This is a genomic window from Geobacillus sp. Y412MC52 (assembly GCF_000174795.2).
GTDB lineage: Bacteria > Bacillota > Bacilli > Bacillales > Anoxybacillaceae > Geobacillus > Geobacillus thermoleovorans.
The window spans coordinates 3,372,384-3,397,233 of record NC_014915.1 but is presented as its reverse complement, the minus strand read 5'-3'; the positions used below and the strand labels follow the sequence as shown (position 1 = coordinate 3,397,233).

Below are 24,850 nucleotides of genomic sequence, written 5' to 3'. Positions count from 1 at the left end.
TTTATCAAAAAACAAGGGGGAATCGAAATGAGAAAAGCAGTGGGGTTATTGGCGGCATTGTTGCTTGCGGGAGGCGTGTTGGGTGGATGTTCGCTCGACCAGAACAACGCATCGAGCGACAAAGGGAAAACGAAACAAGATGGAGAAGTCAAAATCGGTTTGTCCATTTCCACCTTAAACAACCCGTTCTTCGTCACCTTAAAAGAAGGAGCGGAAAAAGCCGCCAAGGACGAAGGGGCGGAATTGATTGTGGTCGATGCCCAAAATGATTCAGCGAAACAAATTAACGATATGGAAGACTTGATCCAGCAAAACGTCGATGTGCTGTTGGTCAACCCGACGGACTCGAGCGCCGTGACTTCTGCGATTGAATCCGCCAACAGCGCCAACATCCCGGTCATTACCGTCGACCGCAGCGCGGACGGCGGGGAAGTGGTCACCCATATCGCTTCTGACAATGTGGCTGGTGGGAAAATGGCGGCGCAATTTATTGTCGATCACTTGAAAAACGGGGGAAACATTGTGGAATTGGAAGGGATTCCGGGCTCCTCGGCCGCTCGTGAACGGGGGGAAGGATTCCACCAAGTGATCGACAAAGCAGCCGATATGAAAGTCGTGGCCAAACAGGCGGCGGATTTTGACCGAGCTAAAGGATTGTCGGTCATGGAAAATATTTTGCAAAGCCATAAAGACATTCAAGCGGTCTTTGCCCATAATGACGAAATGGCTTTAGGGGCGTTGGAGGCCTTGCAGGCGCATGGAATGAACAACGTGATTGTGGTTGGATTCGACGCGACCGATGATGCGGTCAAAGCAGTGAAAGAAGGGAAAATGGCGGCCACCGTTGCGCAAAAACCGGCATTAATTGGCGAAAAAGCTGTGGAAGCCGCTATCCGCGTTCACAAAGGGGAGAAAGTGGATCCATTTATCCCGGTTCCGCTTGAGTTGGTTCAAGGGCAATAATATGGGATTTTATCCGTGGTGCTAGTTGAGCTCTGACGCTCAACTAGCACCATGGGTTAATCAAAACAAAACTCTGGCAAAGCAAGCTCTTTGATCACTATGTATCTATTAAATGCCATGATAACGACGAAATGCGTTAAGAACGCGATTAAAATCGTAAGGGTGCATAATCCCGTAAAATTTCCGAAACCGAACGGTAGATGGAATTTCGTTATACCAGTCATACTGAACATATGATTGTGCCTTTAATCCAACATGTTTCCAATAAACAATTGGTATTCGATAAGGGTATCGAGATGTTGGTTTTGATCTTGTGACTTTTAATCCAATAGCAATGGCTCGATTGCCTCTAAAACCCAAAATAAGAACAGGACGATATGTACCGCCCTGCCCTTCCTGAAAACGAAAATATATATCGTAAATACCACCTGGCTGCATCATTCTTCATCTAGCCACCGTTGATGCACAGGATTATCGGGATTCACAGTCACAACACCATCAGGGCTAACATCCAATAAGGGAGCAGAAGGCAACCGATCAAAACAAATGCTTGAACTTAAAGACGCATTGATTTTTGCGTATCGATTTCGCACAGCAGGTTTAGCATAAATCGATCTTAATGACTGTGCTCGCACATCTTTTCGCCTTGAAATGGCTGATCTTCGCAACTGACGATGCTCCTTTCTGCGCATACGCTATCACCACCTTAGCAATAGCATATGCCTGTTTTGAAAAAACATGTACGAGACATACGCTGGCTATAATGTACATGTATTATAGCATATACAAGAGGGGATAACAAAACCAACCAATCTACAAAAATCCTTTGTTTCTACCTTGTTAGGGTGTGACATGTGAGTAGTGACTTCCGCTCTTTCCCTAGACCGGCTCCGTCAACCATCGGAGGTCATAAGGAAACGTATCTTTGTTCATACTAAAGAAAAAGATTGCAAAAGAAAGGGACTCGCCATGCTTCGTGAACTCGATTGGATGACGTATATCATGATGATTTTGGCCAGCTATCGGTTTACCCATTTGATTGTGTTTGACAAAATTACCGAGTTTCTGCGCAATCCGTTTATGAAGAAAGAAAAAGTCAAAAGTGAGGACGGGCATACGGAAATCAAGAAAGTGCCGACATCCAAGTTTGGCTACTTGTTGAATTGTTATTGGTGCGCGGGGGTGTGGAGCGCGGTTTTTCTCGCGCTTGGGTATTTATTCATCCCGAAGATCGCCATGCCGTTTATTTTTGTCTTTTCAATCGCCGGGGCGCAGGCGATTTTGGAGACGTTTGTCGGGGTCGGGACGAAGGCGATCGATCTGTTGTCGGCGGCGAAAAAGCGGATGGACTAAGGCGTGTTGGCGGCAGAGGGCGGGGAACATTTGCGGGCGTGCGGCGGGGGCGCACGCTCGTTTTTCTTGCTTTTGCCGATGCATCACGGTTGACTTATATAAGTACTTAATTATATACTGATTGACAGGAGCGATCGTTGGTCGGCATGACTGTTTTCGTGGTGTGTGTTCGTTTTTATATAAGCAAATCATGATATGATGATGAATGGAGGAGGTTATATGCCGCAACTCGCAATGGAGATAGGAGCGGCCGCCCGGGTGTTGAAGCTGCTCGGCGATCCGACGCGGCTGACGATTTTGGCGATTTTGAATCAGCGGGAGTGCTGCGTGTGCGAGCTGCTTGAGGTGTTTTCGACCAGCCAGCCGGCGATCAGCCAGCATTTGCGCAAGTTGAAAGATGCCGGGCTGATCAAAGAAGAGCGGAGAGGGCAATGGGTGTATTATTCGCTCCGGCCGCAAAGCGAATACTACTCACTGCTGCAAGCGGTGTTGTCGTATTTTCCGGATCAAGACGAAAACATTCGCAAAATCGAGACAGCGAATCCCGCGGCCCGCTGCGGGTGCTGATGTTGAATGACGAGGTGAATGATGGTGGATTGTTGCGAACCGAAGCGGTTGTCGTTTTTAGACCGCTTTTTGACGGTATGGATTTTTCTCGCGATGGCGGTCGGGATCGGAGTCGGAATTTGGGCTCCTGGGCTGGTGGATGGATTGAACCGTCTGCAAGTCGGTACGACCTCGATTCCGATCGCGATCGGCTTGATGTTGATGATGTATCCGCCGCTGGCGAAAGTGCGCTACGAGGAAATGGGGCGCGTGTTCAAAGATGTGAAGGTGCTCGTCTTGTCCCTCGTGCAAAACTGGGTGATCGGCCCCCTGCTTATGTTCATATTGGCGGTCATCTTTTTGCCTGACAAGCCGGAGTATATGATCGGCTTGATTTTAATCGGGCTTGCCCGCTGCATCGCCATGGTCATCGTCTGGAACGACTTGGCGCGCGGCGACACGGAATACGCAGCAGGACTTGTCGCCTTCAATTCCCTGTTTCAAGTGCTGTTTTTCTCTCTGTATGCGTATGTGTTTGTGACGGTCATTCCGGAATGGTTCGGGCTTGAGGGAGCCGTTGTCGAGATCACGACGGCGGAAGTGGCGAAATCGGTGTTTATTTATTTGGGCATTCCGTTTCTTGCTGGGATGGCGACAAGATTTGTGCTTGTCAAAGCGAAAGGACGGCAATGGTATGACACGGTGTTTGTGTCGAAAATCAGCCCGCTGACGCTTGTTGCGCTTTTGTTTACGATCATCGTGATGTTTTCGCTCAAAGGCGATATGATCGTCAGCTTGCCGCTCGATGTTGTGCGCATTGCGATTCCGTTGCTGCTTTATTTTGTCATCATGTTTTTTGTGTCGTTCTTTTTGGCGAAAAAATTGGGGGCTGGCTATCCGGTATCGACGACGCTGGCGTTTACAGCGGGGAGCAATAACTTTGAGCTGGCCATTGCTGTGGCGGTTGGGGTGTTTGGCATTCATTCGGGCGCGGCGTTTGCGGCGGTCATCGGTCCGCTCATTGAAGTCCCGGTGATGCTGGCGCTTGTCAACGTCGCCTTGGCGTTTCAGCGAAAGTATTTTTCCTCTGCTGCTCCAACATCAAAATAAAGGTGGGAATCAACGATGAAGAAAAAAATCATTTATTTCTTATGCACCGGAAACTCATGCCGCAGTCAAATGGCGGAAGGCTGGGCGAAACAACTTCTTGGTGACGAATGGGAGGTGTACAGCGCCGGGATTGAAGCGCATGGCCTCAATCCAAATGCGGTGAAAGTCATGAAGGAAATCGGCATCGACATTTCGAAGCAAACGTCTGACGTCATCGACCCGAACATTTTAAACCGCGCCGATTTGGTCGTGACGCTGTGCGGCCATGCGGCCGACCATTGCCCAGTCACACCGCCGCATGTGAAGCGCGTCCATTGGGGATTTGACGACCCAGCGAAAGTGGAAGGGACAGAAGAGGAGAAACTCGCGGTGTTCCGCCGCGTCCGCGATGAAATTGGCGAGCGCATTCGCCGGTTTGCCGAGACGGGTGAATAGGGACGGTGCAGCAAGGCGCAAAGAGCGGGGAAACTGTCTTGCATAGGGTGCGCAGCAGCTGCTCGTCGAAGCGCGGCCGGAAACGGGGAAGTGGCTGGGCGGACGAAAACCGCTCGGCGTGACAAAGATGGTGAGAAGCCATCTTGTCGATCCATCGAACGTTTTGACAGACGAAATGAGCACATCGATGAAGGCGGTGTCACATCAGGTCACTGGGGGAGAAACCGAATGGAGTTATTTCATCAGTTAGCTCGCCGAAACATCAAAATCAGCAAACACGGCGTCGGAGCGAAATGGAGGCAACGGTGGGAAGAGGTATTTGCCGGCCATTTGACTGTGGAAGAAAAACAACACATCCACCTTCATAATCGGAATGGAGTCAACGGCTACTTATGGCATGTGTTCAGCTATGGGATGAGAGGCTGTTTCACAGGAGAAGAAGCGGAAATGGCGTTTGATCAAGAAGAGAAAACGTGCTGCTATCTTTTCTTTCAACATCATGATGATGGGTTCAAAGTGGAGGATGCTTCTAGCTTGAAAGCTGCGGACTTGGCCGCGGGAAACGGCAGGATGGATCTCTACGTGGTTGACAGTGGGTTCAACTGGACGTTTGTCATTACGCATGAAAGCGGATGGCTTGGTCCGTATTTTAGCAGAAGGTAACAGCCATGGCTTATCGGCGGCCAAGGAAATCCAATGAGACAGAAAGAAAAAGAGTTCCAACCGAGCTTCATTGCAGACTAGGTTGGAACCTTTTTTATTATCGCTCGTCGGCCGGGAACACGATGCCGGTTTGTCTTCGCGCTTCGTCCATGATTTCGATCGTCCAAAGCGAATGGCGGTGCGAGTTGATCGCTGATTCGCGCGCCCCGCTTTCAATGAGATGGATGAATTCTTTGGCCTCATAGTACATCGGCGGTTTGTCTTGCGGCACGGTAATGTCCTCGACGCGCCCGTCACGGTAGCGGATTTCCGCTTTGGCTGGTGTATGAATGGCGTCGATGATCATGCTTCCGTCTTCCCCTTGAATTTCCGAAGGCAAGTGCGAGTTCGTGATTTTGGAATAAAAGACGACTGCGTCCATGTCGCCGTAATCGAGCACGATCGAGCCTTCGCCGTCCACCCCTGATTCGAGCTTGACGCTTTGCGCTTTGAGGTTTTCCGGCTTGCCAAACAAGACGACCATTGGATATAGGCAATAGACGCCAAGGTCCATCAGCGCCCCGTTCGAGAAAGCGGGGTTGAAGGCGTTGAGCACCGTTCCTTGTTTATAAGCGTCATAGCGCGACGAGTATTGGCAATAGTTCGCCACATAACGGCGGATGCGGCCGAGCTTATGGATGTGCTCGCGGATGGACTGGAATGTGGGGAGCAGCGTCGCTTTCATCGCTTCCATCAACACGACGCCGTTTTGCTCGGCCGCTTCGATCATCGCTTTGACTTCTCTCGCATTGGAGGCGAGCGGTTTTTCGCACAAGACGTGTTTGCCGTGATTCATGAGCAAGATCGCCTGCTCGGCATGAAGTGCGTTCGGGCTCGCGATATAGACGGCATCAATGTCGTTGCTTTCGGCCAGTTCGTGCAAGTCGGTGAATGTCCGTGGCGCACCGACTTTGTCGGCAAACCTCTTCGCTGTCTCATCCGTCCGCGAGTAGACGGCGGCGAGTTCGAATGAGTCGACCAACCGTGCGGCTTCGATAAAGGCCTCTGTAATCCAGTTCGTTCCGATTGTCGCAAATCGGATCATGTTGATTCCCCCTTTGATGTCATCAACCATCATTGTACCATAATCTACCGTGAGAGCTTGGCTTCAGCTTTCAGCGGATGCGCCTTTCCCTCTATTTTTCATACAGCTCGATCGGCAGTTCATCTGGGTCTTGGAAGAAGGTGAATCGTTTGCCGGTCGCTTCATCGATACGAACCGGTTCGGGATCGATGCCGTGTTGGCGCAAGTAGGCAATGGCTTCATCGAGGTTGTCCACCGCCAAAGCAAGATGGCGCAGTCCGCACGCTTCCGGGTAGCTTGGGCGCTTCGGCGGGTTTTCGAAGGAGAACAACTCGAGCTGAATCCCGCCCTCAGCCTCCAAATCGAGTTTGTACGAACGGCGCTCGGCGCGGTATTGCTCACGGATGGGGCGAAATCCGAGAATTTCCGTGTAAAATCGTTTCGACCGCTCATAGTCCGAGCAAATAATGGCGATATGGTGAATCGTGGCAAGACGCATGTCGCTTCCTCCTCTATAAGACGGGTGATGTATTGTAAAATACCGTTGAACTTATCCGTTTTTCAATTAGAGAAACCTTGTAGAACCAACTTTTTTTAAAAAATGCCGCTGATTTGCGCGTGACAGCCATTTTTCATTGGCCTTCTAGAAGGCTGGTGATTTAGTGAAAAGTCGCGGAAAACGGAATCTCTTCTCAAATTGAGAAGTCCTGTAAAATCAACGCTTCTCTTTCAGCCGAAAGCAACGGGTTCGGCGAAATCGGTCGTTTTTCACCAGCCCTCTAGGATGTCGTTAAAAAGTGGCCTCCCCACCGATGAAACCTGCATCGTTTTTCACCAGCTTTCGATGCTTGGGGCGCATCGAACCGAGAGTTATTATTTTGCGATAATGGAAACGGCTGTCGATGATTGTCGAAGCAGGCGAAAAATGTCCGCTCTCCTTATATTGACAGTTTGACAATCTATATACTATCATGAATCTTGTAGGTTAGAAAATTTGAAATATTAATTTTATATTTTGGCAGAAAAAACGAATTTTCACCACGTTTTTTGTAAGCGCTTAACCGTTATACTGCCCCATGATTGCCACACCATCGATGCCGCACCATTGTGTTTGTTTCCAATCACAACATGAGAACAAGGGGAAGGGGATATGGCATGATCTACGAATTTAAATTGCCCGACATTGGCGAAGGGCTGCATGAAGCGGAAATCATTCGCTGGCTTGTCCGAGAAGGGGATATAGTCAAAGCCGATCAGCCGATTGCCGAAATTCAAACGGATAAGGCGATGGTCGAAATGACGACGCCGGTGGCGGGGAAAGTGGTGGCGCTTGCCGGGCCGGAAGGGGCGACGGTGAAGGTTGGAGAGTCGTTGATTGTCGTGGAAACCGAGGCGTCGGTGGCGGCCGAAGCAGCGTCAGCCGACGATTCGGTTCGGGAGGTTGCGCCTGCTGTTCATATAGAAGCCCCGCGTCCAGCGGCGGTGCGCAAGCGGGCGATTGCCGCGCCGTCTGTGCGCAAGCGGGCGCGGGAAATGGGCGTTCCGATCGATGAAGTGGAAGGAACGGGCGAAGGCGGCCGGGTGACGCTCGCCGACTTGGAGCGGTATGTCAGAGAACGGGAAGCAGCCGCTTCGGTGTCGGAGGTGGCAAGAAGGGAAGCGAACGAAGCCGGCGTTCTGCCGACCGGCAGCGCGAGTGCGGCCAGAGGACGGCAGGAGAGTATAGCCGCATGGACGTCCATCGCGAGTCTGGATGCGGTGTTTGAAGAAGAAGAGCGAATCCCGCTTCGAGGCTTGCGCAAAAAAATCGCCGAAAAAATGGTGAAATCGATGTACACGGCGCCGCATGTGACCGGCATGGACGAGGTGGACGTCACGAAGTTGGTGGAAATCCGCAAGCACCTTGCCAATCAATTGGCGGAAGAACGCATCAAACTGACGTATTTGCCGTTTATTATTAAAGCGGTGACAAGGGCGCTGAAGCAATATCCGATGTTTAACGCTTCGCTCGATGAAGAGACGAATGAAATCGTCTTGAAAAAGCGCTATCACATCGGCATCGCGACGGCGACGAAAGCCGGTCTCGTCGTTCCCGTCATCCGTGACGCCGATCAAAAATCGATCCGCGAGCTCGCCATCGAAATCGCGGAACTGTCAGAAAAAGCGCACCGACAGACGCTTCGCCTTGAGGAGCTGCAAGGAAGCACGTTTACGATCACGAGCACCGGGGCGGGCGGGGGCTGGTTTGCGACGCCGATCATCAACTATCCGGAAGTGGCGATTTTCGGCGCGCATGCGATCAAACGGCGCCCGGTTGTCGTCGGCGACGAAATTGTCATCCGCGATATGATGGGGATGTCGCTCACCTTTGATCACCGCGTCATTGACGGCGAGCCGGCCGGGCGGTTTATGCGGACGGTGGCCTACTATTTGGAAAATCCGGAAGTGCTGCTCTTGGACGTGCGGTAGGCGGCGCGCGGTTAGGAGGACATGTCTTCGTGCTGGAAGAGAGCGAGCGCCAAAGAGAAGCAGCTGGGCCGTGATGAAAAAAATGATGAGGAGGGAAGCCCATGTTTGACCCGGACAAATTGCTGGTCGAGATCGTGCAAATTCTCGATGAAAACGGAAACGGCGATGAGGAGAAGTTAGCGGCGTTTTCCGATGAGTGGCTGCTTCGTGCCTACCGGGAAATGCGGCGGGCGCGCGTCATTGATGAGCGGCTGTTGCGCATGCAGCGGCAGGGGCGGATCGGGACGTATGCCCCGTTTAGCGGTCAAGAGGCGGCGCAAATCGGAAGCGCCCTTGCGCTTCGAAAAGACGACTGGATTTTCCCGAGCTACCGCGAAGTGGCGGTCTGCTTGATGCATGGCATGCCGCTTGAGCAGTTTTTCCATTATGTGCAGGGCCGCTTGTCGGGGAAACGGATGCCGGATGAGGTGAACATTTTTCCGACGCAAATTATCATCGCCGCTCAGACGCTTCATGCGGTCGGCTGTGCATGGGCGTCGAAATTGAAAGGCGAACCGCACGTATCGGTGGCGTATTTTGGCGATGGCGCGACGTCAGAGGGCGATTTTCATGAAGCGATGAATTTTGCCGCGGTGTACAACGTGCCGGTCATCTTTTTCTGCCAAAACAACCAGTACGCCATCAGCGTCCCGTACCGGAAACAGACGGCCAGCCGCACGATCGCGCAAAAAGCGCTCGCTTACGGAATGAAAGGGGTGCTCGTTGACGGCAACGATGTGCTGGCGGTTTATGAAACGATGAAACAGGCGGTCGAAGCCGCCCGCCGCGGCGAGGGACCCATGTTGATCGAGGCGCTCACCTATCGGCTTGGGCCGCACACGACAGCGGACGACCCGACGAAATACCGCCGGCCGGAAGAGGTCGAGACATGGCGGACGAAAGATCCGCTTCACCGTCTGCGCGTGCTTTTGGAACGGCGCGGATTATGGACGGAAGCGCAAGAAGAAGCGCTTGTCGCCCAAGTGAATGACGAAGTGACGGCGGCGTACGAGGCGGCCATTGCCAGCAAGTCCGGTTCGATTGTCGATGTATTCGATTACGTATATAGCGAGGCGCCGAAATTGCTTGCCGAGCAAAAAGAAGAAGTGATGCGGCGCAAACAACGGAGCGGGGTGAGATAAATGGCCGAGCTGACGATGATTGAAGCGATCAATGAAGCGATGCGCCAGGAGATGGAGCGCGATTCGCGCGTCATCGTGCTTGGCGAAGATGTCGGTGAAAACGGCGGCGTCTTCCGGGCGACGGACGGGCTGCTTGAGCAATTTGGCGAGGGGCGTGTGTTTGATACGCCGCTGGCGGAATCGGGCATTATCGGCACGTCCATTGGACTTGCGATCAACGGCATGCGGCCGATTGCCGAGATTCAGTTTCTCGGGTTTGTGTACCAGGCGATGGACCAGTTGGCGGCCCAGGCGGCGCGCATCCGCTTCCGCTCGGCCGGGAGGTTTTCGTGCCCGATCGTCGTGCGCAGCCCGTACGGCGGCGGGGTGCGGACGCCCGAATTGCATTCCGATGCGCTCGAGGCGCTGTTTACTCATTCCCCGGGCTTAAAAGTGGTCATGCCGTCCAATCCTTACGATGCGAAAGGGCTGTTGATTTCCGCGATTCGCGATGAAGACCCGGTTTTGTTTTTGGAGCCGATGAAGCTGTATCGGGCGTTTCGCATGGAGGTGCCGGAAGAACCGTACACGATTCCGCTCGGCCAAGCACGGGTTGTGAAAGAAGGAGAAGATGTGACGATCATCTCTTGGGGCGCGACCGTACCGCTTGCCGCCAAAGTCGCCGCCGAGATGGAAGCGAAAGGAATCCATGCGGAAGTGATCGACCTTCGCTGCCTGCAGCCGCTTGATCTCGACGCGATCATCGCCTCGGTGGAAAAAACAGGACGGGTGATGATCGTCCATGAAGCGGTGAAAACAGGCGGGTTTGGCGCGGAAGTGGCGGCCTTGATCAGCGAGCGGGCGCTGTTTGCTCTCTCGGCCCCGATCGTGCGCATCGCCGGCTACGACACGCCGTATCCGGTGCCGTCGGTCGAGGATGATTGGCTGCCGAACGCCGAACGCATCGTGGAAGGGATCGAAACGCTGCTGCGATACTAAACGAACCATGCCATCCGGGTCGATCGATCCACCATCAGAGTGCGTCAAGAGAAAAGGCGGCGCATCGATGGATGGCACCGCTTGATCCGATCGGGTGAGGAGGAGAACGATGAACGTATACGAATCACTGCTGGAATTGATCGGCGACCGCGAGCGGGTGAGCATCAATGAAACGGTGCTCGAACACCACAGCAAAGGCATCGCCTACCATGCGCCGCACAAGCCAGATGTCGTCGTGTTTCCGAAAACGGCGGAGGAAGTGAGCCGGGTGATGGCGTTTGCCAACGAGCACCGCATTCCGGTTACGCCGTTTGGCGCCGGCACGAGCTTGGAAGGGCATGTCATTCCAGTTGCGGGCGGCATCAGTTTGGATTTGACGTTGATGAACAACATCATCGACATTCGCCCGGACGATTTTCTCGCCATCGTCGAGCCGGGAGTGACGCGGCTGCAACTGAATGAGGCGCTGAAGCGATATGGGTTGTTTTTCCCGGTCGATCCGGGGGCGGACGCGACGATCGGCGGCATGGCGGCGACGAACGCGAGCGGCACGAACTGCGTGAAATACGGCGTCATGCGCGATCAAGTGCTCGGATTAGAGGCGGTGCTCGCTGATGGTTCGGTCATTCAGACGGGCAGCTTGGCGGTGAAATCGTCGGCCGGCTATGACTTGACTGGCTTGTTCGTTGGGTCGGAAGGGACGCTTGGCGTGTTCACCCGCCTGATCGTCCGCCTGCATGGCATTCCGGAAGCGACGAATGCCATCAAAGTGTGCTTTCCATCGCTCGAGGCGGCAGCGCAAGCGGCGTTTGCCGTGCTGAAAGCCGGCGTCGGTCCAGGCAAAATCGAGCTCGTGGACGAGGCGACGATCGCGGCGGTCAATGCGTACAAAAAAACCGATTATCCGGTGAAACCGACGCTCTTTATTGAGCTGAGCGGCAGCCCGTCAAGCGTCGAGGACGGAACAAAGCTTGTCAACGAATTGTGCGAAGCGGAGGGCGCCGTTTCGTTTGTGGTCGAGACCGACTCGCTCGCCCGCGCGAAGCTTTGGGAAGCGCGCCACCATGCGGCGTTCGCCATTCAAGCCGCCTATCCAGGCAAGGCGATGCTCTCAACCGATGTGTGCGTGCCGCTGTCCGAGCTGCCGGGGGCGATCGCCGATACACGTCGGCTCGTTGATGAGCAGAAGATGACCGCCGCGATTTTCGGCCACGTCGGCGACGGCAATTACCATACGGTGCTTGCCTTTGACCCGAACGATGCGGATGAGATGGCGCGGATCGAACGCGTGCACGCCCATATCGTCCGCTATGCCTTATCGCGCGGCGGCACGTGCACGGGAGAGCACGGCATCGGCATTGGCAAACGGGCGTTTTTGCGTGAAGAAAAAGGAGACGCCGTGCTTTGGATGAAACGGTTGAAACAGCTGTTTGACCCGAACGGCATTCTCAATCCGGGGAAAATTTTTTGATCATAGCGGACGCTCTGCATCCCTGCCTGTTGGCGGGGATTTTTCTTTTGATCGGCGGGCGGTGCAAAGGAGAAATCCGCTAAGCGTTCCAACAACATAAACGTGTTACTCACATTTCGCACCCTCTCGGAGAAAATCGGGAGGACTTTTTCGTACCGATGTTGAATGAATCCTTGACACACAAGGAAAGTGAAGGAGTTTTCTCTTGTGGACGTTCAAGTCAAAGCGGTCTATCGCCGTTCTTATTTGAATATCATAAGTGCCGTATTCAAGAAACTGGGTCTGCCCCAATGAATTGACCATCTCGTGCCCGCCTCCCCCCAGTGCCAGACGCGAGTCAGCAATGCCGTTTGAGCCATCCTCTACAATCTATTTAACAGCCAGCAAGCCCTCGTTCACGTGGAACAATGGGGTCACAAGATCGACTTGGAGAAACTTATCCGTTCCGGACTCCATCCTTCCCAGTTGAATGACGATACGTTGGCTCGCCATCTCGACCGTCTGTATGAGGCTGGCATTTACCGCATCTTTCAGCGCCGGGTGCGTCAGTTCATTACACTAGAACACCCATTGAAGGGTTCTGGGGGACGCAAGCTGACCGGGCCGACGGGACAGGCGGTTTTTGTTTGAGTATGTGAAAGTCGTCCTGCTGGAGCTGCCGGATGGACGCATCCAACGCGCACTGGATCGTTCCCTCAATCCGGATCAGCGAAGGATTCTGCAAGGATTGGTCATGGATGAGAGCATTTACGTGTAACGTCATACGGAGCGACAAGCGATGGCAGAAAAAGAATTGCCATCACTTGTTGTGCTGGTCAAACAGTGATCCTGAAAAACGAAATAAAAAATCCTTTCTTTCAACAACCCTGTTAGGGTGCGAAATGTGAGTTTTTAGAGAATGTGATATCGTAATAAATGGATATATTTTTCTTTTAAGTTAATATTATTATTTTATTGGTAAATTTACATTAAAAGTATTGAATTTTTTGGCTCTTCACCAAAAGTTGTACTTGATTTTTTCTGAACATACCCTATTTACGCTTGTGAGGGAAAATCAACAAATCAGTGATTTTTGCACATCTTTGTGCAGGAAACCGTATTGCTTGTCAAGTACATGTTGTGGTGAAGAGCCAATTTTTTTTTGTTATAGTTTTACATGGTATCGATACCACATTATTTCTATAAAATATAAATTAAGGAGGTATTTTTCATGACTTTTACTTATAAGATTGAGGTTTTAGAAAACGTCATTGCTCCTGGTAAAGGATCTATCCCCTATCAGATTGGATACTACACAGGCAAAGTGGTTAGCTGGATTATAACTTTCGGCGGTCTTTTTGATAATTAAAAAACGGTTTCTATGCATATATAGCTATGTTTGCTGGTGTCTCAGTTTCATTTAAAGAACTTTTCTCTAAGGGGATTTTTTACAGTAATTTTTGGATGAATGTGTTTGTAGGTATATATTATGTGTCCATTAACATTGGGGGATATTTTCAATATGCGATTCTTTTCTTCGAAGGAATAACATATTTTTTAGTTTTGATATTTTTTGGGTTATTTCTTTATAAGTTGTCTAAACAGAAATCTTTAAGTTGAAGGGAATGGAAATCATTGATCATTCTTCGGAATATAAAAAAGTACTATAAATTAAGTAATGAAAGCATTGAGGTGTTGAAAGGGGTTTCTCTGCATCTTCAAAAAGGGCAACTCATTTGTTTATTAGGGGAGTCAGGATGTGGAAAATCGACTTTATTAAATATTATTGGCGGGTTAGACTATGCGGATGATGGTGAATACATTTTTCACTCGATCAATGTTCGGGAATTCAATGAAAAGGAATGGGCATGCCTACGACGAGAAAAGATCGGGTTTGTGTTCCAAAGCTTTAACCTTATTCCTCATCTGAGCGCTCTGGAAAACGTAGAGATGAGCATGACTTTATTAGGGAAATCGAAAGAAGAAAGAAAAAGAAGAGCGATAGAGCTTCTAAATATGGTAGGATTAGGGGACAAATTGAATTATCTTCCTAATCAGTTGAGTGGAGGACAAAAGCAACGTGTAGCAATAGCGAGAGCGCTAGCAAACGATCCCGACATTATATTAGCAGACGAACCAACGGGAGCATTAGACTCAGAAAACTCAGCACGTATAATGGAAATACTAAAGAAAATTTCGCAACAGGGAAAAGTGGTGCTGGTTGTCACACATTCTCAAGAGCTAGTCTCATATGCTGATAGAATCATAAGGATGAGAGATGGGAAAATTATTGAAAATGAGGATGTTGCACACGCAACAGAAGTTGAAGATGTGGACAAGTCGATAGGAAACAAAAGTAAAAAACTAGACTTGCTTACCACTTGCAAGCTGTCATTTCGAAATATAAAAAATAAAAAGTGGAGAAATATTTTAACCGCTCTAGGTGCATCAATCGGAATTTTTGGATTATCGATCATTATGGCTTTAGGCAACGGCGTAAAACAAAAGTTATCTAGTTCGATAGATGAAGCGACAGCAAAATCATCCTTAACTGTAGCAAATGAACAGTTTGCGGTTTTGAACGAGAACGACAGCGCTCGATTGAGGGAAATCAAAGGAGTAAGGGACATATATCCGTACAATCCATTTCAAATAAGTATGAAAACGAAAGAAGGAGCGAAAGCTACCTCGTCAGCTGAGAGTTTGTCTCCTAGAAAATATGCTGAGATCATATATGGGCAAAAATATATCGTGAAAGGAAGGTTTCCAGACGATCAAAGAGATGAAATTGTGCTGCCTGAGCGCATAGCCAAAAAATTGTTTAAAGATTCTAAAGAGGCTGTTGGAAAAAATGTCTCACTTGTTGTACAGTTAATGTCTTTGAAAGAAATTTATCCGACAGTTAACGTTCATGCGACGATAGTAGGAGTGGTAAAGAATAATTCCATCCCTCTGCTCGATATGGTAGGAATTTCTTATGGATTGTCACAAAAGATTATGAAAGAATCGATAGGCAATAGCACAAGTGCTCTATCCTTCACCATTATCCCATCGTCCATTAAGGATATAGCGCATTTAAAGAGTGAGATTAAGAAGATGGGGTATAAAGTGCAAACAGACGAAGAAAGTCAAAATGAAATTAATGAGTATATCTCCTTAGCAAGTATTGCATTAGGAATGTTGTCAGGCATATCGCTTATCGTTTCATCCATTATGATTGGTATTGTCTTATACGTGAGCGTTTTAGAGAGAACTCGCGAGATTGGGATTTTAAAAGCACTTGGCGCCTTTCGTTCAGATATTCGCCGCATATTTGTCACAGAAGGAATGTTGATCGGCATCATTGGGGGAGTATTCGGAATTTTAGGCTCGATCGCAGTGGGAAAAGCAGCAAATTATGTTGTAACGACAGTAATGAAAAAAAGTAATTTGGATCTTTTTCAGTTTAGTTTTATTCAAGTTGTACTTCTTGTTCTGTTTAGCGGGCTGTTAGGTGTTTTAGCTTCTTTTGTCCCTGCAAATAAAGCAGCGAAACAACCTGCTGTGGAAGCATTGCGACATGAGTAAGAAAGATGTGGAGCGTGAAAAAGATGAAGTGGATGAATGTTATATTTATTCTATCGGTTATTTCTTTTATTTTGTACAAGTTGATTTCGGGGGAGACGATTAGCAGTACTGCGTGGATCATTTCTACTTTTCTTGTCATCACTAATTTCATTGGTTTGATAAAGGGACGTAGAGAGAGTAGACAATTGTAATCTGTATACATCCAAGTGCAACGATTCCCCCAATGGTAGTATGAGAAGACGAAAGCTGTCAACGCCTCTTTGATCACCAGAGGCCCGTCGCTGTTCCGAATCGTCAAAGCTGCTCTGATAGAAGCGAATGCCCAATCCGGTTTGGCGCTGCGTGTGTCCGTTCACCACACCGGAACATCTGCTAAAGGAGGGCTGAAGGCCGCAAGCTGACCCGGCCGACGGGACAGGCGGTTTTTGTTTGAGTATGTGAAAGTCGTCCTGCTGGAGCTGCCGGATGGACGCATCCAACACGCACTGGATCGTTCCCTCAATCCGGATCAGCGAAGGATTCTGCAGGGATTGGTCATGGATGAGAGCATTTACGTATTGACAAGCGATGGCAGAAAAGGAGGGATTGCCATCGCTTGTCGTGCTGGTTAAAAAGTGATTCTAAAAAACCCTAGTTCGACAGTCTCTAGGCAAACAAAATGCCTCTCGCCCCTTGATGCAAAAGGGACGAGAGACATTTGGGCACACTCTCGGCGTGTATCTAGGAGGCTGGTGATTTAGTACAAAATGCTGCTAGTTCCAGCTATTTCTCAATTAGAAAAACCTTACGAAATCAGCCTTCTTTTTTGGCGAAATGCCGCTGATTTGCTCGTGACAACCGTTTTTCACCGGCCTTCTAGGTGCGAGGATGGATGCCTAGGATCTTCAGAGGAGGCTCCAGCCCTAGAGCCACAAAGAGTTGAGCCTGTTTGGCCGTCAGTTCGGTTCGTTGAGAAAGGTCTCCGTTTTTGGAAGAAAAATGTCCAAGCATGAGACGCTCACACCCGTCTCTTACTTTCCGATATGATTCATGAGTCAGGGGAAAGGAATCGCAACTTTTGGCCAAACGCTCTAAGACTGCACGATCCACCTCGTCTTCGCACTCGAACGAATCCATCACCTTCGCTTTCGCATATTTGGCCTTCGGATCCCAATTCGTTGTGAGCAAGCTGGAGATAGGCCACGGTCGTTCCATCCTTGTTTTTGCGTGTGACTCGTCGTATGTGTGTGCCTATATGATAAACGATATTGGGTTTTTTAAAGGATAGATTGACAAGTCGTGTGCCTATGAAATTTGGCGTTTTTTCCTAGGATCCGCATCACGAAACCCTTGATATAACAGCATTTTGGTCATTTCTATTTGCCTAAAATGACCTCAAAACTGTCGAACTCGGGTTTTGGCTACGATGGGAAATGTGAGTTAATCGACAAAATGGAAACAGGGGATGCCTTTGTTCCTGTAACACAACGTTACAACATAGAAACAGTTGTTTTTCGTTTTCCTTTTGTTACAACAAGGCGCCATGCCCTTTACTTTTGCCATCAGGCGCGGTTTAGTAATAGTAGATGGAGCCAACAACAAGGCGATGGCGTTGCCGCAATCAGCAGAGCTGGGCTCAAACGGTTGGGCTGCTGTCCTTTCCGATCGTTTCCGTCTTCCGTCCCAGCAGTCGATACATTTCTTTCGCTAACCGTTCGAGCAAGTAGACGACCGGAAGCTGGGTTGTGACATCCGTCTGCCCGATCCGCTCCGGTGTGGCGTAGTACGTCAAGTTGTAGTCCGAGATGTTCGCGAGTGTGCAATGTTTCCGGTTGGTGATGCTGATGATCGTGCTGCCGTTTTCCTTGAACCGGTGCACTTGGGCGAGCGTATAGGACGTCTCTCCAGACACCGACAAGGCGATCACGGCGCAGTTGTGGAAATAATGGCCGTAAATCGGAAAAAACGGATCCTTGATGTAGACGGAAAACTTTTGAAAGGCAGAAAAATAGCGCGAGCCGTATTCGGCCAAAATGCCGGAGCTGCCCGATCCGACGAAAATGACGTGATCCGCCCGGGCGATCGCGGCTGCCGCATCCAGAATGGTCCGCTCGTAATCGGCGGTCAGCGTCCGTTCGAAAAATTCCTTAAGCGCCTCTTGACTGCTGATGATCGCGGTTCGCTTTGTCTCGCGCAAATACAGCTTCCATTTCGTTTTAAATTCACTGAACCCTTCGCATCCGACCTTTTTGCAAAAGCGGAGCACGGTCGGCGGCGAGACATGGACGGCTTCGGCGAGCTCGCGGATGCGCATGTACGCGACTTCATGCGGATGTTTCATCACATAGTCGTAAATGGCGTAGTCGAGCTCGGAGAACTGGGCGATTTGTTCAGGAGTGAACATCGGGACACCTCGCTTTCATGGGACGGAACGTGCGATAGCTGGGAAAGGATGGCGCTTTCAAGCCCACTGGTTGATTCCTACATTGATTATACCATGCCCAACAGGGCGAAAGGGGAAGAGGAATATGGGTAAACGATTGAAAATTGCGACGATTGGCGGCGGGTCGAGCTACACGCCGGAATTGGTCGAAGGGTTGATCAAGCGTTATCATGAATTGCCGGTCGGGGAATTGTGGCTTGTCGATATTCCGGAAGGCAAAGAAAAACTCGAAATCGTTGGCGCACTGGCCAAACGGATGGTCGAAAAAGCCGGCGTGCCGATCGAGATTCATTTGACTTTGGATCGCCGTCGGGCGCTTGACGGGGCGGATTTTGTGACGACGCAGTTTCGCGTCGGAGGTCTTGAAGCGCGGGCGAAAGACGAGCGCATTCCGCTCAAATACGGGGTGATCGGCCAAGAGACGAACGGCCCGGGTGGTTTGTTTAAAGGATTGCGGACGATCCCGGTCATTTTGGACATCATTCGCGATATGGAAGAGCTTTGCCCCGATGCGTGGCTTATCAACTTCACGAACCCGGCTGGGATGGTGACAGAAGCCGTCTTGCGCTATACGAAGCAGGAGAAAGTCGTCGGCTTGTGCAATGTGCCGATCGGCATGCGCATGGGCGTCGCCAAGCTGCTTGGCGTTGACGCCGACCGGGTGCACATTGATTTTGCCGGCTTGAACCATATGGTGTTTGGCTTGCACGTCTATCTGGACGGAGTCGAGGTGACTGAAAAGGTGATTGACCTCGTCGCCCATCCAGACCGCTCCGGTGTGACGATGAAAAACATCGTCGACCTTGGCTGGGAGCCGGACTTTTTGAAAGGGTTGAAAGTATTGCCGTGCCCGTACCATCGATATTACTTCCAAACGGACAAAATGCTGGCTGAAGAGCTCGAGGCGGCGAAAACGAAAGGGACGCGCGCCGAGGTTGTGCAGCAGCTCGAAAAAGAGCTGTTCGAGCTGTACAAAGATCCGAACTTGGCCATCAAGCCGCCGCAGCTCGAGAAACGGGGCGGGGCGTACTACAGCGACGCCGCGTGCAGCTTGATCAGCTCCATTTACAACGACAAGCGCGACATTCAGCCGGTCAACACGAGAAACAACGGCGCCATTGCGAGCATCCCTCCGGAATCGGCGGTGGAGGTAAACTGCGTCATCACGAAAGATGGACCGAAACCGATCGCCGTCGGCGATTTGCCGGTCGCGGTGCGTGGGCTCGTCCAGCAAATCAAGTCGTTCGAGCGCGTCGCTGCCGAGGCCGCGGTCACCGGCGACTACCAAACGGCGCTCGTCGCCATGACGATCAACCCGCTTGTCCCGTCTGACACCATCGCCAAACAAATTTTGGACGAAATGCTTGAAGCGCATAAAGAATACTTGCCGCAGTTTTTCAAACAGACCAAAGCAGCGGCCGGGCGCTGAACGGCCGATTGGAGCTTGATGAAGCGAAACAGCGGTTGTTGTTTCGGTTTTTTGAGACGTATTTGACGCTGTCCGAACAAGAGGAAATCCAATTGCGAAACGAGGTGAGCCAAATGGAAACGAAGGAAGCGAAAAAAGTGAACGATCTCCTGATCTCATACGAGCGGCGGGGAATGGAAAAAGGAAAAATGGACGTGGCCAAGCAGATGTTGGCGAAAGGGTATGACGTGCCGACGATTTGTGAGTTGACCGGACTGCCAGTGGAGGCGGTGGAAAAGTTGAAAGAGTAAAAAATGGGGAGACGCCGTTCCGATGCAGCAAATCTGTTTCGGAACGGCGTTTTTTTTGCTCGCTCTGCACTTGATGATGGGCATGGCCATCGCCGCATGGCGAATGATGCCGGCCGGACTGACCCCTATTTTTATTTCATATAGATGCAATTTGAAGCTTTACCATTTATAGCTTTTACCAAGTATTTGATCGACTGTCGGGCGACCGAACAACGCCGCTTCCAGACCCATATATGGGTCTGTGAAGCAGGTGGTTGTTCGGTCTTCCGTCACGCCAAGGCGTGACGGGGCAAGCCTGTGGCTTGCCTTCGACAGTCGAAAATGGACAAACCGCTTTTCCGTCAAGGATATGTTAAACTTCTTCGTTGCATCTATACAGCTTTTGCTGTCATCGAGAAGCAGAGGAGAGCGATGTGAGGCCGCGGCAGGCGGGAAGAAGGGAGAGACACGGCATCCATTTTCTTTTGTCTAGGCTAGCGCCCCGGCATTCGTGTACAATGGCGGTAGGAGGGATCAAGATGCGCGATTGGTGGAAACGGCTGTTTTACGGGGGCGGCATCGCCGCGCTCTTTGCAAGCGCTTCCTTCACCGCCTATTGCGCTTGGAACGTGTATGCGTATCCGAAATCAGAGAAGGAACGGGTTCCGGAAAAAACAAAAGAGGCCTATCATTTCGTGCTTGTGCCGGAGGAACTCGATAATGATTACTGGCGGCTCGTGGAAAAAGGAGCGAAAGCGGCGGCGAAAGAACTGGGGGTTGATCTTGAGTATATCGGCCCGCGGCAGGCGAATATGGATGAGCATTTGCGCATTTTGAAAAAAGCTGCGGCGGCGAAAGTCGATGGGATCATCACACAAGGGTTGACGGAAGCGGAATTTGTCCCAGTGATTAACGAAATCACGGACAAGAATATTCCTGTGGTGACGATCGATACGGATGCCCCGACGAGCCGACGTGTCGCCTATGTGGGAACGGATAATTATTATGCCGGTTTTCTCGCGGGACGGGCGTTGGCTGAGGATACGAAGGGCAAGGCGACGGTCGCGATTATTACCGGCAGTTTGACGGCGGCGCACCAACAGCTGCGAGTGCGCGGATTTGAGGATGCGGTGAGACAGGAAAAAGGCATCCGCATCGTTGCCATCGAAGAGTCGCACATTACGCGTGTGCAAGCCGCGGAAAAGGCGTATACGATTTTGAAAAAGCACCCGGATGTGAATGCGTTTTACGGCACAAGCGCGCTTGATGCGATCGGTATTGCCCAAGTGGTGGAACAGTTTCACCGCGAGCAAAAGACGTATATTATCGGTTTTGATACGCTTCCGGAGACGATCCGCTATTTGCAGAAAGGAACGATTGCGGCGACCGTGGTGCAGGAGCCGTATGAAATGGGATACAAGGCGGTCAACATGATGGCCGAGATCGTCGCCGGCAGAGACGTGCCGGCGGTGACGAATACGGAGACGAAAGTGATCCGAAAAGAGGATTTGCCGCTGCGCCCGGCGCGCCATTATGAGGTCAACACGCCATGAAGGCGCCTGCCAGGCCTCCGTAGGGAGGGGGCTGAAAGCGGAGAAAGGTTGGCGAACACCGCTAAAGCATGAGAGATGGCCGTCCTTGACGTTCGAACACGTTCGGCTTGAAGCGGCAGGGCGATGCAGGCAACAAAGCGCCGGTGACAGCGGGGTGGAATCGAGATGAATATTCGGACGAAGATGCTGCTTTGCTTTACCGTTTTTTTGCTTTTGCTGAACGGAGCAGTGTTTCTTTTGTATCAGACGAGCGAAGAGATGATGAGCGATTATGATCAACGGATGCGCCGATTGCTGTTGCTGAATGAGGTGTCGCAGCGGACGAATCGGATGACCGAACAACTCAATGCGTACGTGTCGGAAAAAGAAGGACGATACGCGCGCGCGTATGAGCGGGAGTTCCGCTGGCTGCAGCAACGCCGCCGGCAGCTCGGCGCCATCTTGCCAGTGCTGTCCGACCGGCTGGCGGCGGAAAACTATGAACATATGATTGAAAGTTTGCTGGAGGAGGCGGCGCTGACGGTCTATCATTTTCAAGCTGGAAATATTGGCTTGTACTCGTCCCACTTGCATGAAACGATGAACATTGCGTCCTTTTTGCAAGAGGAAACGTTAAACTTGATTGACGATGAGCTGACGGCCTACCAACAGCGGTACGATGAAGTGGAGCGGCGCAACCGCTATTTCCGCTATATGGGAATGGGATTGTTTGTCACGACGTTGTTGCTTGGCGCCTTGCTGGCGGTGTTCTTTTCCGGCCACTTAACGAAGCCGATCATTCTTCTCTCGCGCGCTGCCCGATCCATCGCTGACGGGCGGCTGGACGGGCCGGATATTGAGCCGATGACCAACGATGAGCTGCGGCTGTTGACGATCACGTTTAATGACATGCGCCGCAATTTAAAGCAGCTGATTGCGGAGATGAAACAAAAGGCTGAGCTCGACCGGCTGGTGAAGGAGCTGGAACTCAAAAGCTTGCAAAGCCAAATCAATCCGCATTTTTTATTCAATACGCTGAACACGGTTGCGAAGATGGCGTACTTGGAGGACGCCCAGCAAACGTCGCGGCTGATTGAAGCGGTGGCGGCCATTTTGCGCTACAACTTGGGCGATTTGCAGCGGACGGTGACGCTTGCCGATGAGGTGCGCATCGCCCGTGAATATTTCTTCATCCAGCAGACGCGGTTTTTTGATCGGATCAAGTTTTCGTTAGAGGCGGAACCATCTTGCCTCGATCAACCGATTCCGCCGCTCACGTTGCAGCCGCTGATTGAAAATGCGTTCATCCATGGCATTGAGACGTACGAGCAGGGAGCCGAGCTGTCCGTGTCCGTTTTCGCCGAAAACGGGCGGGTCGTTGTGGAAGTGCGCGACAATGGCGTTGGCATGGATGAGCAGGTGAAAGCGGAGCTTGATGCGTTGATCCGCGGCGAAGAACCGCCGGCGCGCCGTGAGCAAGGGCGCGGCCATTCGACCGGCATCGGCTTGCGCAATGTCATTCGCCGGCTGCAGCTGTTTTACGGAGTGATGGATGTGGCCGAAATCGAGTCTGCACCAGGAAAAGGAACGACGGTGCGGTTATGGCTGCCAAGATGGCAAGGGGGGGATGAACGGTGAAAGTGGCGATCGTCGATGATGAAGCGTTGGAGCGAAGAGCGCTTTGCAAAATGATCCATGACCACCTTCCGGACATCGAGGTGGTCGCCGAGGGCGCCAACGGGCGCGAGGCGATTGACATTGCCAAGCAATATCGCCCGGATGTGATGCTTATAGACATCAAAATGCCCGGCCTTGACGGGCTGCAAGCGATCGAAGCGATTCGCCAAGACGGCCTCGATCTGGAATTCATTATTGTGTCGGCGTTTGATTTGTTCGACTATGCGAAACAAGCGATGCGGTTTGGCGTCAAGGAATATTTATTGAAACCGAGCCGGAAGGAGGAGGTCATTTCGGCTTTGGAACGGGTCAGCCAAGAAGTGGCGGCCAAGCGGCGACACGAGGAGAGCAGCCGCCAGCTCGAGGAGCAGATTCGCCGGTTGCAGACGCTTGTGGAAAGCGAATGGCTGTCTGTCCTCATGACAGAAGACGTATCGGCTGATGAGTGGGAGCGGTGGAAGGAACTGCTGCCGTTTTCGATTGCGTCGGGGATGTTCCTCGTCATTCAGTTCCCGGATGCAGGGGTGGCTGACGAATGGAAATCATGGCTGGACAAGCAGCTTAGCGGGAAGGCGCCAACGCGCTATTGGATCGGGCGGATGGCGAACCGGCGCCTGCCGGTCTTGTTTTTCCGCAGCCCAAACGATGGCGAGCCGGCCTGGAAGCCCACCGTCCAGGCATTGGCGCTCGATTTGGCGCGGCAGTTTTCGGCCCGGTACGGCGCCGCGCTGTATATCGGGCTCGGCTCCCCGTTTTCCCGCCTTGACCAACTTCGTTCCTCGTACTATGAGGCGCTGTCGGCCGCTCATTATTACGCCGACCGGCAAAAAGCACAAGTGGGGTTTCTGCCGGCGGAAGCGACGCGCGCCGGCGGGGAAGCGGAACGGGATAAACAGCTGTTTGAAGCGCTGCGCCTTGGCGACATCGAGCAAGCCCGGATGATTGGTCTGACGTATATAGAGGAACTGGCCTCTTCTCATTCACTGCCGGCCGCCGGTCGCAAAGCGGAAGAGACCTTTGTGTGGCTCGGGCGTCTTCTATCGGAGCTGGGCATTCGTTATGAGCGGCTCGCTTCCTTTGCTTCCTGCCGGTCGGCGGCAGAATTGAAGCGGGCGGCGCTTGATGAACTGGACCGCATCGCCGCTGATCTCGAGGTTTGGCGCCAGCAGCAAGCGTATGGCAAACTCGGCAAGGCGAAAGACTACATTGACCGCCACTACGCCGAGCCGCTGACGCTTGAGGAGGTGGCGGAACAAGCGGGCATCAGTCCGTACTACTTCAGCAAACTGTTCAAAGAGCATTTTGGCATCACCTTTATCGACTACGTGACGAACGTGCGCATCGAACGGGCGAAAGAAGCGCTGGCTGAGACGGATCAAAGCTTAAAAGAAATTTGTTTTTCAGTCGGCTACAACGATCCCAACTATTTCAGCCGCGTCTTTAAAAAGCAGACCGGCCTGTCGCCGAGCGAATACCGGAAAAAAGTACAGGCGCGCTGACAAGGGGAGTGCTGTCTCCAACAAGGAAGGTGCATGGCAAGTCAAAAGGTAAGTCCCGCAGACAAAGCAGGCTGCCCCGCCCTCTTCCGGCGTCTGAAACAAAGCCCGCCCCCTGGATGGGGAGACGGGCTTTTTTCGCGCCATGGAAGCGAACTGGCCGTTAGCTGCACCGCTTGCCTGACAGGAGAAGGGAAAACAAAAAAGTGAAGAAAAACGCAAAAAAGTGAAGAAATCAAGCCGCCGA

At 51.6% G+C, this 24,850-nt stretch carries 19 protein-coding genes and 4 pseudogenes; 19 read left to right on the top strand and 4 right to left on the bottom strand.

Annotated elements, in window-relative coordinates; translation table 11 throughout:
• Positions 1 to 27 precede the first annotated feature (27 nt).
• The 6 genes from rbsB to GYMC52_RS16770 all read left to right on the top strand — a co-directional run bounded on the left by rbsB (position 28) and on the right by GYMC52_RS16770 (position 5,070).
• Positions 28 to 963: a ribose ABC transporter substrate-binding protein RbsB gene (gene rbsB / locus GYMC52_RS16795; protein ID WP_013524740.1), complete on the top strand. Its 936-nt coding sequence runs from the start codon at positions 28 to 30 to the stop codon at positions 961 to 963.
• 969 nt (positions 964 to 1,932) lie between these two features.
• On the top strand, positions 1,933 to 2,316 hold the full coding sequence (locus tag GYMC52_RS16790) for a DUF1360 domain-containing protein (RefSeq protein WP_013146522.1): 384 nt from the start codon (positions 1,933 to 1,935) through the stop codon (positions 2,314 to 2,316).
• 219 nt (positions 2,317 to 2,535) lie between these two features.
• Positions 2,536 to 2,883, top strand: coding sequence for an ArsR/SmtB family transcription factor (locus GYMC52_RS16785; RefSeq protein ID WP_013524738.1), 348 nt, complete (start codon positions 2,536 to 2,538; stop codon positions 2,881 to 2,883).
• Positions 2,884 to 2,904: 21 nt separating this feature from the next.
• On the top strand, positions 2,905 to 3,972 hold the full coding sequence (gene arsB, locus GYMC52_RS16780) for an ACR3 family arsenite efflux transporter (protein ID WP_013524737.1): 1,068 nt from the start codon (positions 2,905 to 2,907) through the stop codon (positions 3,970 to 3,972).
• Between the two features lie 15 nt (positions 3,973 to 3,987).
• Positions 3,988 to 4,407, top strand: a complete 420-nt coding sequence (gene arsC / locus GYMC52_RS16775) for an arsenate reductase (thioredoxin) (RefSeq protein ID WP_013524736.1) — start codon at positions 3,988 to 3,990, stop codon at positions 4,405 to 4,407.
• Between the two features lie 228 nt (positions 4,408 to 4,635).
• Complete coding sequence (locus GYMC52_RS16770; protein ID WP_013524735.1) at positions 4,636 to 5,070, top strand: DUF4275 family protein; 435 nt, start codon at positions 4,636 to 4,638, stop codon at positions 5,068 to 5,070.
• Between the two features lie 97 nt (positions 5,071 to 5,167).
• Here GYMC52_RS16770 and GYMC52_RS16765 read toward each other — a convergent pair whose 3' ends face one another.
• Entirely contained in the window at positions 5,168 to 6,154 is a 987-nt protein-coding gene (locus tag GYMC52_RS16765; protein WP_013524734.1) for a Gfo/Idh/MocA family protein, read from the bottom strand.
• 91 nt (positions 6,155 to 6,245) lie between these two features.
• On the bottom strand, positions 6,246 to 6,632 hold the full coding sequence (locus GYMC52_RS16760; protein ID WP_013524733.1) for a VOC family protein: 387 nt from the start codon (positions 6,630 to 6,632) through the stop codon (positions 6,246 to 6,248).
• 656 nt (positions 6,633 to 7,288) lie between these two features.
• Between GYMC52_RS16760 and GYMC52_RS16755 the strand changes: the two genes are divergently transcribed.
• The 8 genes and pseudogenes from GYMC52_RS16755 to GYMC52_RS16725 form a co-directional block, all read left to right on the top strand.
• Positions 7,289 to 8,602 carry a dihydrolipoamide acetyltransferase family protein gene (locus tag GYMC52_RS16755; protein ID WP_013524732.1) on the top strand — a complete coding sequence of 438 codons (1,314 nt, stop codon included), beginning with the start codon at positions 7,289 to 7,291 and terminating at the stop codon, positions 8,600 to 8,602.
• A 101-nt stretch (positions 8,603 to 8,703) separates the two neighbouring features.
• Positions 8,704 to 9,783: a pyruvate dehydrogenase (acetyl-transferring) E1 component subunit alpha gene (gene pdhA / locus GYMC52_RS16750; protein WP_013524731.1), complete on the top strand. Its 1,080-nt coding sequence runs from the start codon at positions 8,704 to 8,706 to the stop codon at positions 9,781 to 9,783.
• Positions 9,784 to 10,761 carry an alpha-ketoacid dehydrogenase subunit beta gene (locus GYMC52_RS16745; protein ID WP_041469500.1) on the top strand — a complete coding sequence of 326 codons (978 nt, stop codon included), beginning with the start codon at positions 9,784 to 9,786 and terminating at the stop codon, positions 10,759 to 10,761.
• 109 nt (positions 10,762 to 10,870) lie between these two features.
• Positions 10,871 to 12,232, top strand: coding sequence for an FAD-binding oxidoreductase (locus GYMC52_RS16740; protein WP_013524729.1), 1,362 nt, complete (start codon positions 10,871 to 10,873; stop codon positions 12,230 to 12,232).
• Positions 12,233 to 12,439: 207 nt separating this feature from the next.
• Positions 12,440 to 12,989: pseudogene (locus tag GYMC52_RS20430) on the top strand (DUF4277 domain-containing protein).
• Positions 12,990 to 13,442: 453 nt separating this feature from the next.
• Positions 13,443 to 13,580 carry a hypothetical protein gene (locus GYMC52_RS19845; protein WP_013146509.1) on the top strand — a complete coding sequence of 46 codons (138 nt, stop codon included), beginning with the start codon at positions 13,443 to 13,445 and terminating at the stop codon, positions 13,578 to 13,580.
• A 266-nt stretch (positions 13,581 to 13,846) separates the two neighbouring features.
• Positions 13,847 to 15,778: an ATP-binding cassette domain-containing protein gene (locus GYMC52_RS16730; protein WP_013524728.1), complete on the top strand. Its 1,932-nt coding sequence runs from the start codon at positions 13,847 to 13,849 to the stop codon at positions 15,776 to 15,778.
• 336 nt (positions 15,779 to 16,114) lie between these two features.
• Positions 16,115 to 16,389, top strand: a pseudogene (locus GYMC52_RS16725) (hypothetical protein); the annotation flags it as partial.
• Between the two features lie 244 nt (positions 16,390 to 16,633).
• Here the strand turns inward: GYMC52_RS16725 and GYMC52_RS20425 are convergent.
• Positions 16,634 to 17,012: pseudogene (locus tag GYMC52_RS20425) on the bottom strand (hypothetical protein).
• A gap of 381 nt (positions 17,013 to 17,393) precedes the next feature.
• Positions 17,394 to 18,161 carry a MurR/RpiR family transcriptional regulator gene (locus GYMC52_RS16715; RefSeq protein ID WP_013524727.1) on the bottom strand — a complete coding sequence of 256 codons (768 nt, stop codon included), beginning with the start codon at positions 18,159 to 18,161 and terminating at the stop codon, positions 17,394 to 17,396.
• Positions 18,162 to 18,285: 124 nt separating this feature from the next.
• Here GYMC52_RS16715 and GYMC52_RS16710 point away from each other — a divergent pair, with 124 nt between their 5' ends.
• The 5 genes and pseudogenes from GYMC52_RS16710 (at position 18,286) to GYMC52_RS16690 (ending at position 24,606) form a co-directional block, all read left to right on the top strand.
• A complete protein-coding gene (locus GYMC52_RS16710; protein ID WP_013524726.1) occupies positions 18,286 to 19,629 on the top strand; it encodes a 6-phospho-beta-glucosidase in 1,344 nt (447 codons plus the stop codon).
• A gap of 5 nt (positions 19,630 to 19,634) precedes the next feature.
• A pseudogene (locus GYMC52_RS16705) lies at positions 19,635 to 19,919 on the top strand (DUF4351 domain-containing protein); the annotation flags it as partial.
• Positions 19,920 to 20,437: 518 nt separating this feature from the next.
• Positions 20,438 to 21,451, top strand: a complete 1,014-nt coding sequence (locus GYMC52_RS16700) for a sugar-binding protein (RefSeq protein WP_013524724.1) — start codon at positions 20,438 to 20,440, stop codon at positions 21,449 to 21,451.
• Positions 21,452 to 21,616: 165 nt separating this feature from the next.
• Positions 21,617 to 23,068: a sensor histidine kinase gene (locus GYMC52_RS16695; RefSeq protein ID WP_013524723.1), complete on the top strand. Its 1,452-nt coding sequence runs from the start codon at positions 21,617 to 21,619 to the stop codon at positions 23,066 to 23,068.
• The gene (locus GYMC52_RS16690; RefSeq protein WP_013524722.1) at positions 23,065 to 24,606 is read left to right on the top strand and encodes a response regulator transcription factor; all 1,542 of its coding nucleotides are present in this window, start codon (positions 23,065 to 23,067) and stop codon (positions 24,604 to 24,606) included. The genes GYMC52_RS16695 and GYMC52_RS16690 overlap by 4 nt, the downstream gene beginning before the upstream one ends.
• Positions 24,607 to 24,850 lie beyond the last annotated feature (244 nt).

Excerpts from the sequence above, each read along its gene's own strand:
- arsB (WP_013524737.1), top strand. The coding sequence starts at position 2,905 with ATGGTGGATTGTTGCGAACCGAAGCGGTTGTCGTTTTTAGACCGCTTT.
- GYMC52_RS16770 (WP_013524735.1), top strand. The coding sequence starts at position 4,636 with ATGGAGTTATTTCATCAGTTAGCTCGCCGAAACATCAAAATCAGCAAA.
- GYMC52_RS16740 (WP_013524729.1), top strand. The coding sequence starts at position 10,871 with ATGAACGTATACGAATCACTGCTGGAATTGATCGGCGACCGCGAGCGG.
- GYMC52_RS16760 (WP_013524733.1), bottom strand. The coding sequence starts at position 6,632 with ATGCGTCTTGCCACGATTCACCATATCGCCATTATTTGCTCGGACTAT.
- arsC (WP_013524736.1), top strand. The coding sequence starts at position 3,988 with ATGAAGAAAAAAATCATTTATTTCTTATGCACCGGAAACTCATGCCGC.
- GYMC52_RS16790 (WP_013146522.1), top strand. The coding sequence starts at position 1,933 with ATGCTTCGTGAACTCGATTGGATGACGTATATCATGATGATTTTGGCC.
- GYMC52_RS16785 (WP_013524738.1), top strand. The coding sequence starts at position 2,536 with ATGCCGCAACTCGCAATGGAGATAGGAGCGGCCGCCCGGGTGTTGAAG.
- GYMC52_RS16710 (WP_013524726.1), top strand. The coding sequence starts at position 18,286 with ATGGGTAAACGATTGAAAATTGCGACGATTGGCGGCGGGTCGAGCTAC.
- GYMC52_RS16745 (WP_041469500.1), top strand. The coding sequence starts at position 9,784 with ATGGCCGAGCTGACGATGATTGAAGCGATCAATGAAGCGATGCGCCAG.
- GYMC52_RS16755 (WP_013524732.1), top strand. The coding sequence starts at position 7,289 with ATGATCTACGAATTTAAATTGCCCGACATTGGCGAAGGGCTGCATGAA.
- GYMC52_RS16695 (WP_013524723.1), top strand. The coding sequence starts at position 21,617 with ATGAATATTCGGACGAAGATGCTGCTTTGCTTTACCGTTTTTTTGCTT.
- GYMC52_RS16715 (WP_013524727.1), bottom strand. The coding sequence starts at position 18,161 with ATGTTCACTCCTGAACAAATCGCCCAGTTCTCCGAGCTCGACTACGCC.
- GYMC52_RS19845 (WP_013146509.1), top strand. The coding sequence starts at position 13,443 with ATGACTTTTACTTATAAGATTGAGGTTTTAGAAAACGTCATTGCTCCT.
- rbsB (WP_013524740.1), top strand. The coding sequence starts at position 28 with ATGAGAAAAGCAGTGGGGTTATTGGCGGCATTGTTGCTTGCGGGAGGC.
- GYMC52_RS16765 (WP_013524734.1), bottom strand. The coding sequence starts at position 6,154 with ATGATCCGATTTGCGACAATCGGAACGAACTGGATTACAGAGGCCTTT.
- GYMC52_RS16700 (WP_013524724.1), top strand. The coding sequence starts at position 20,438 with ATGCGCGATTGGTGGAAACGGCTGTTTTACGGGGGCGGCATCGCCGCG.
- pdhA (WP_013524731.1), top strand. The coding sequence starts at position 8,704 with ATGTTTGACCCGGACAAATTGCTGGTCGAGATCGTGCAAATTCTCGAT.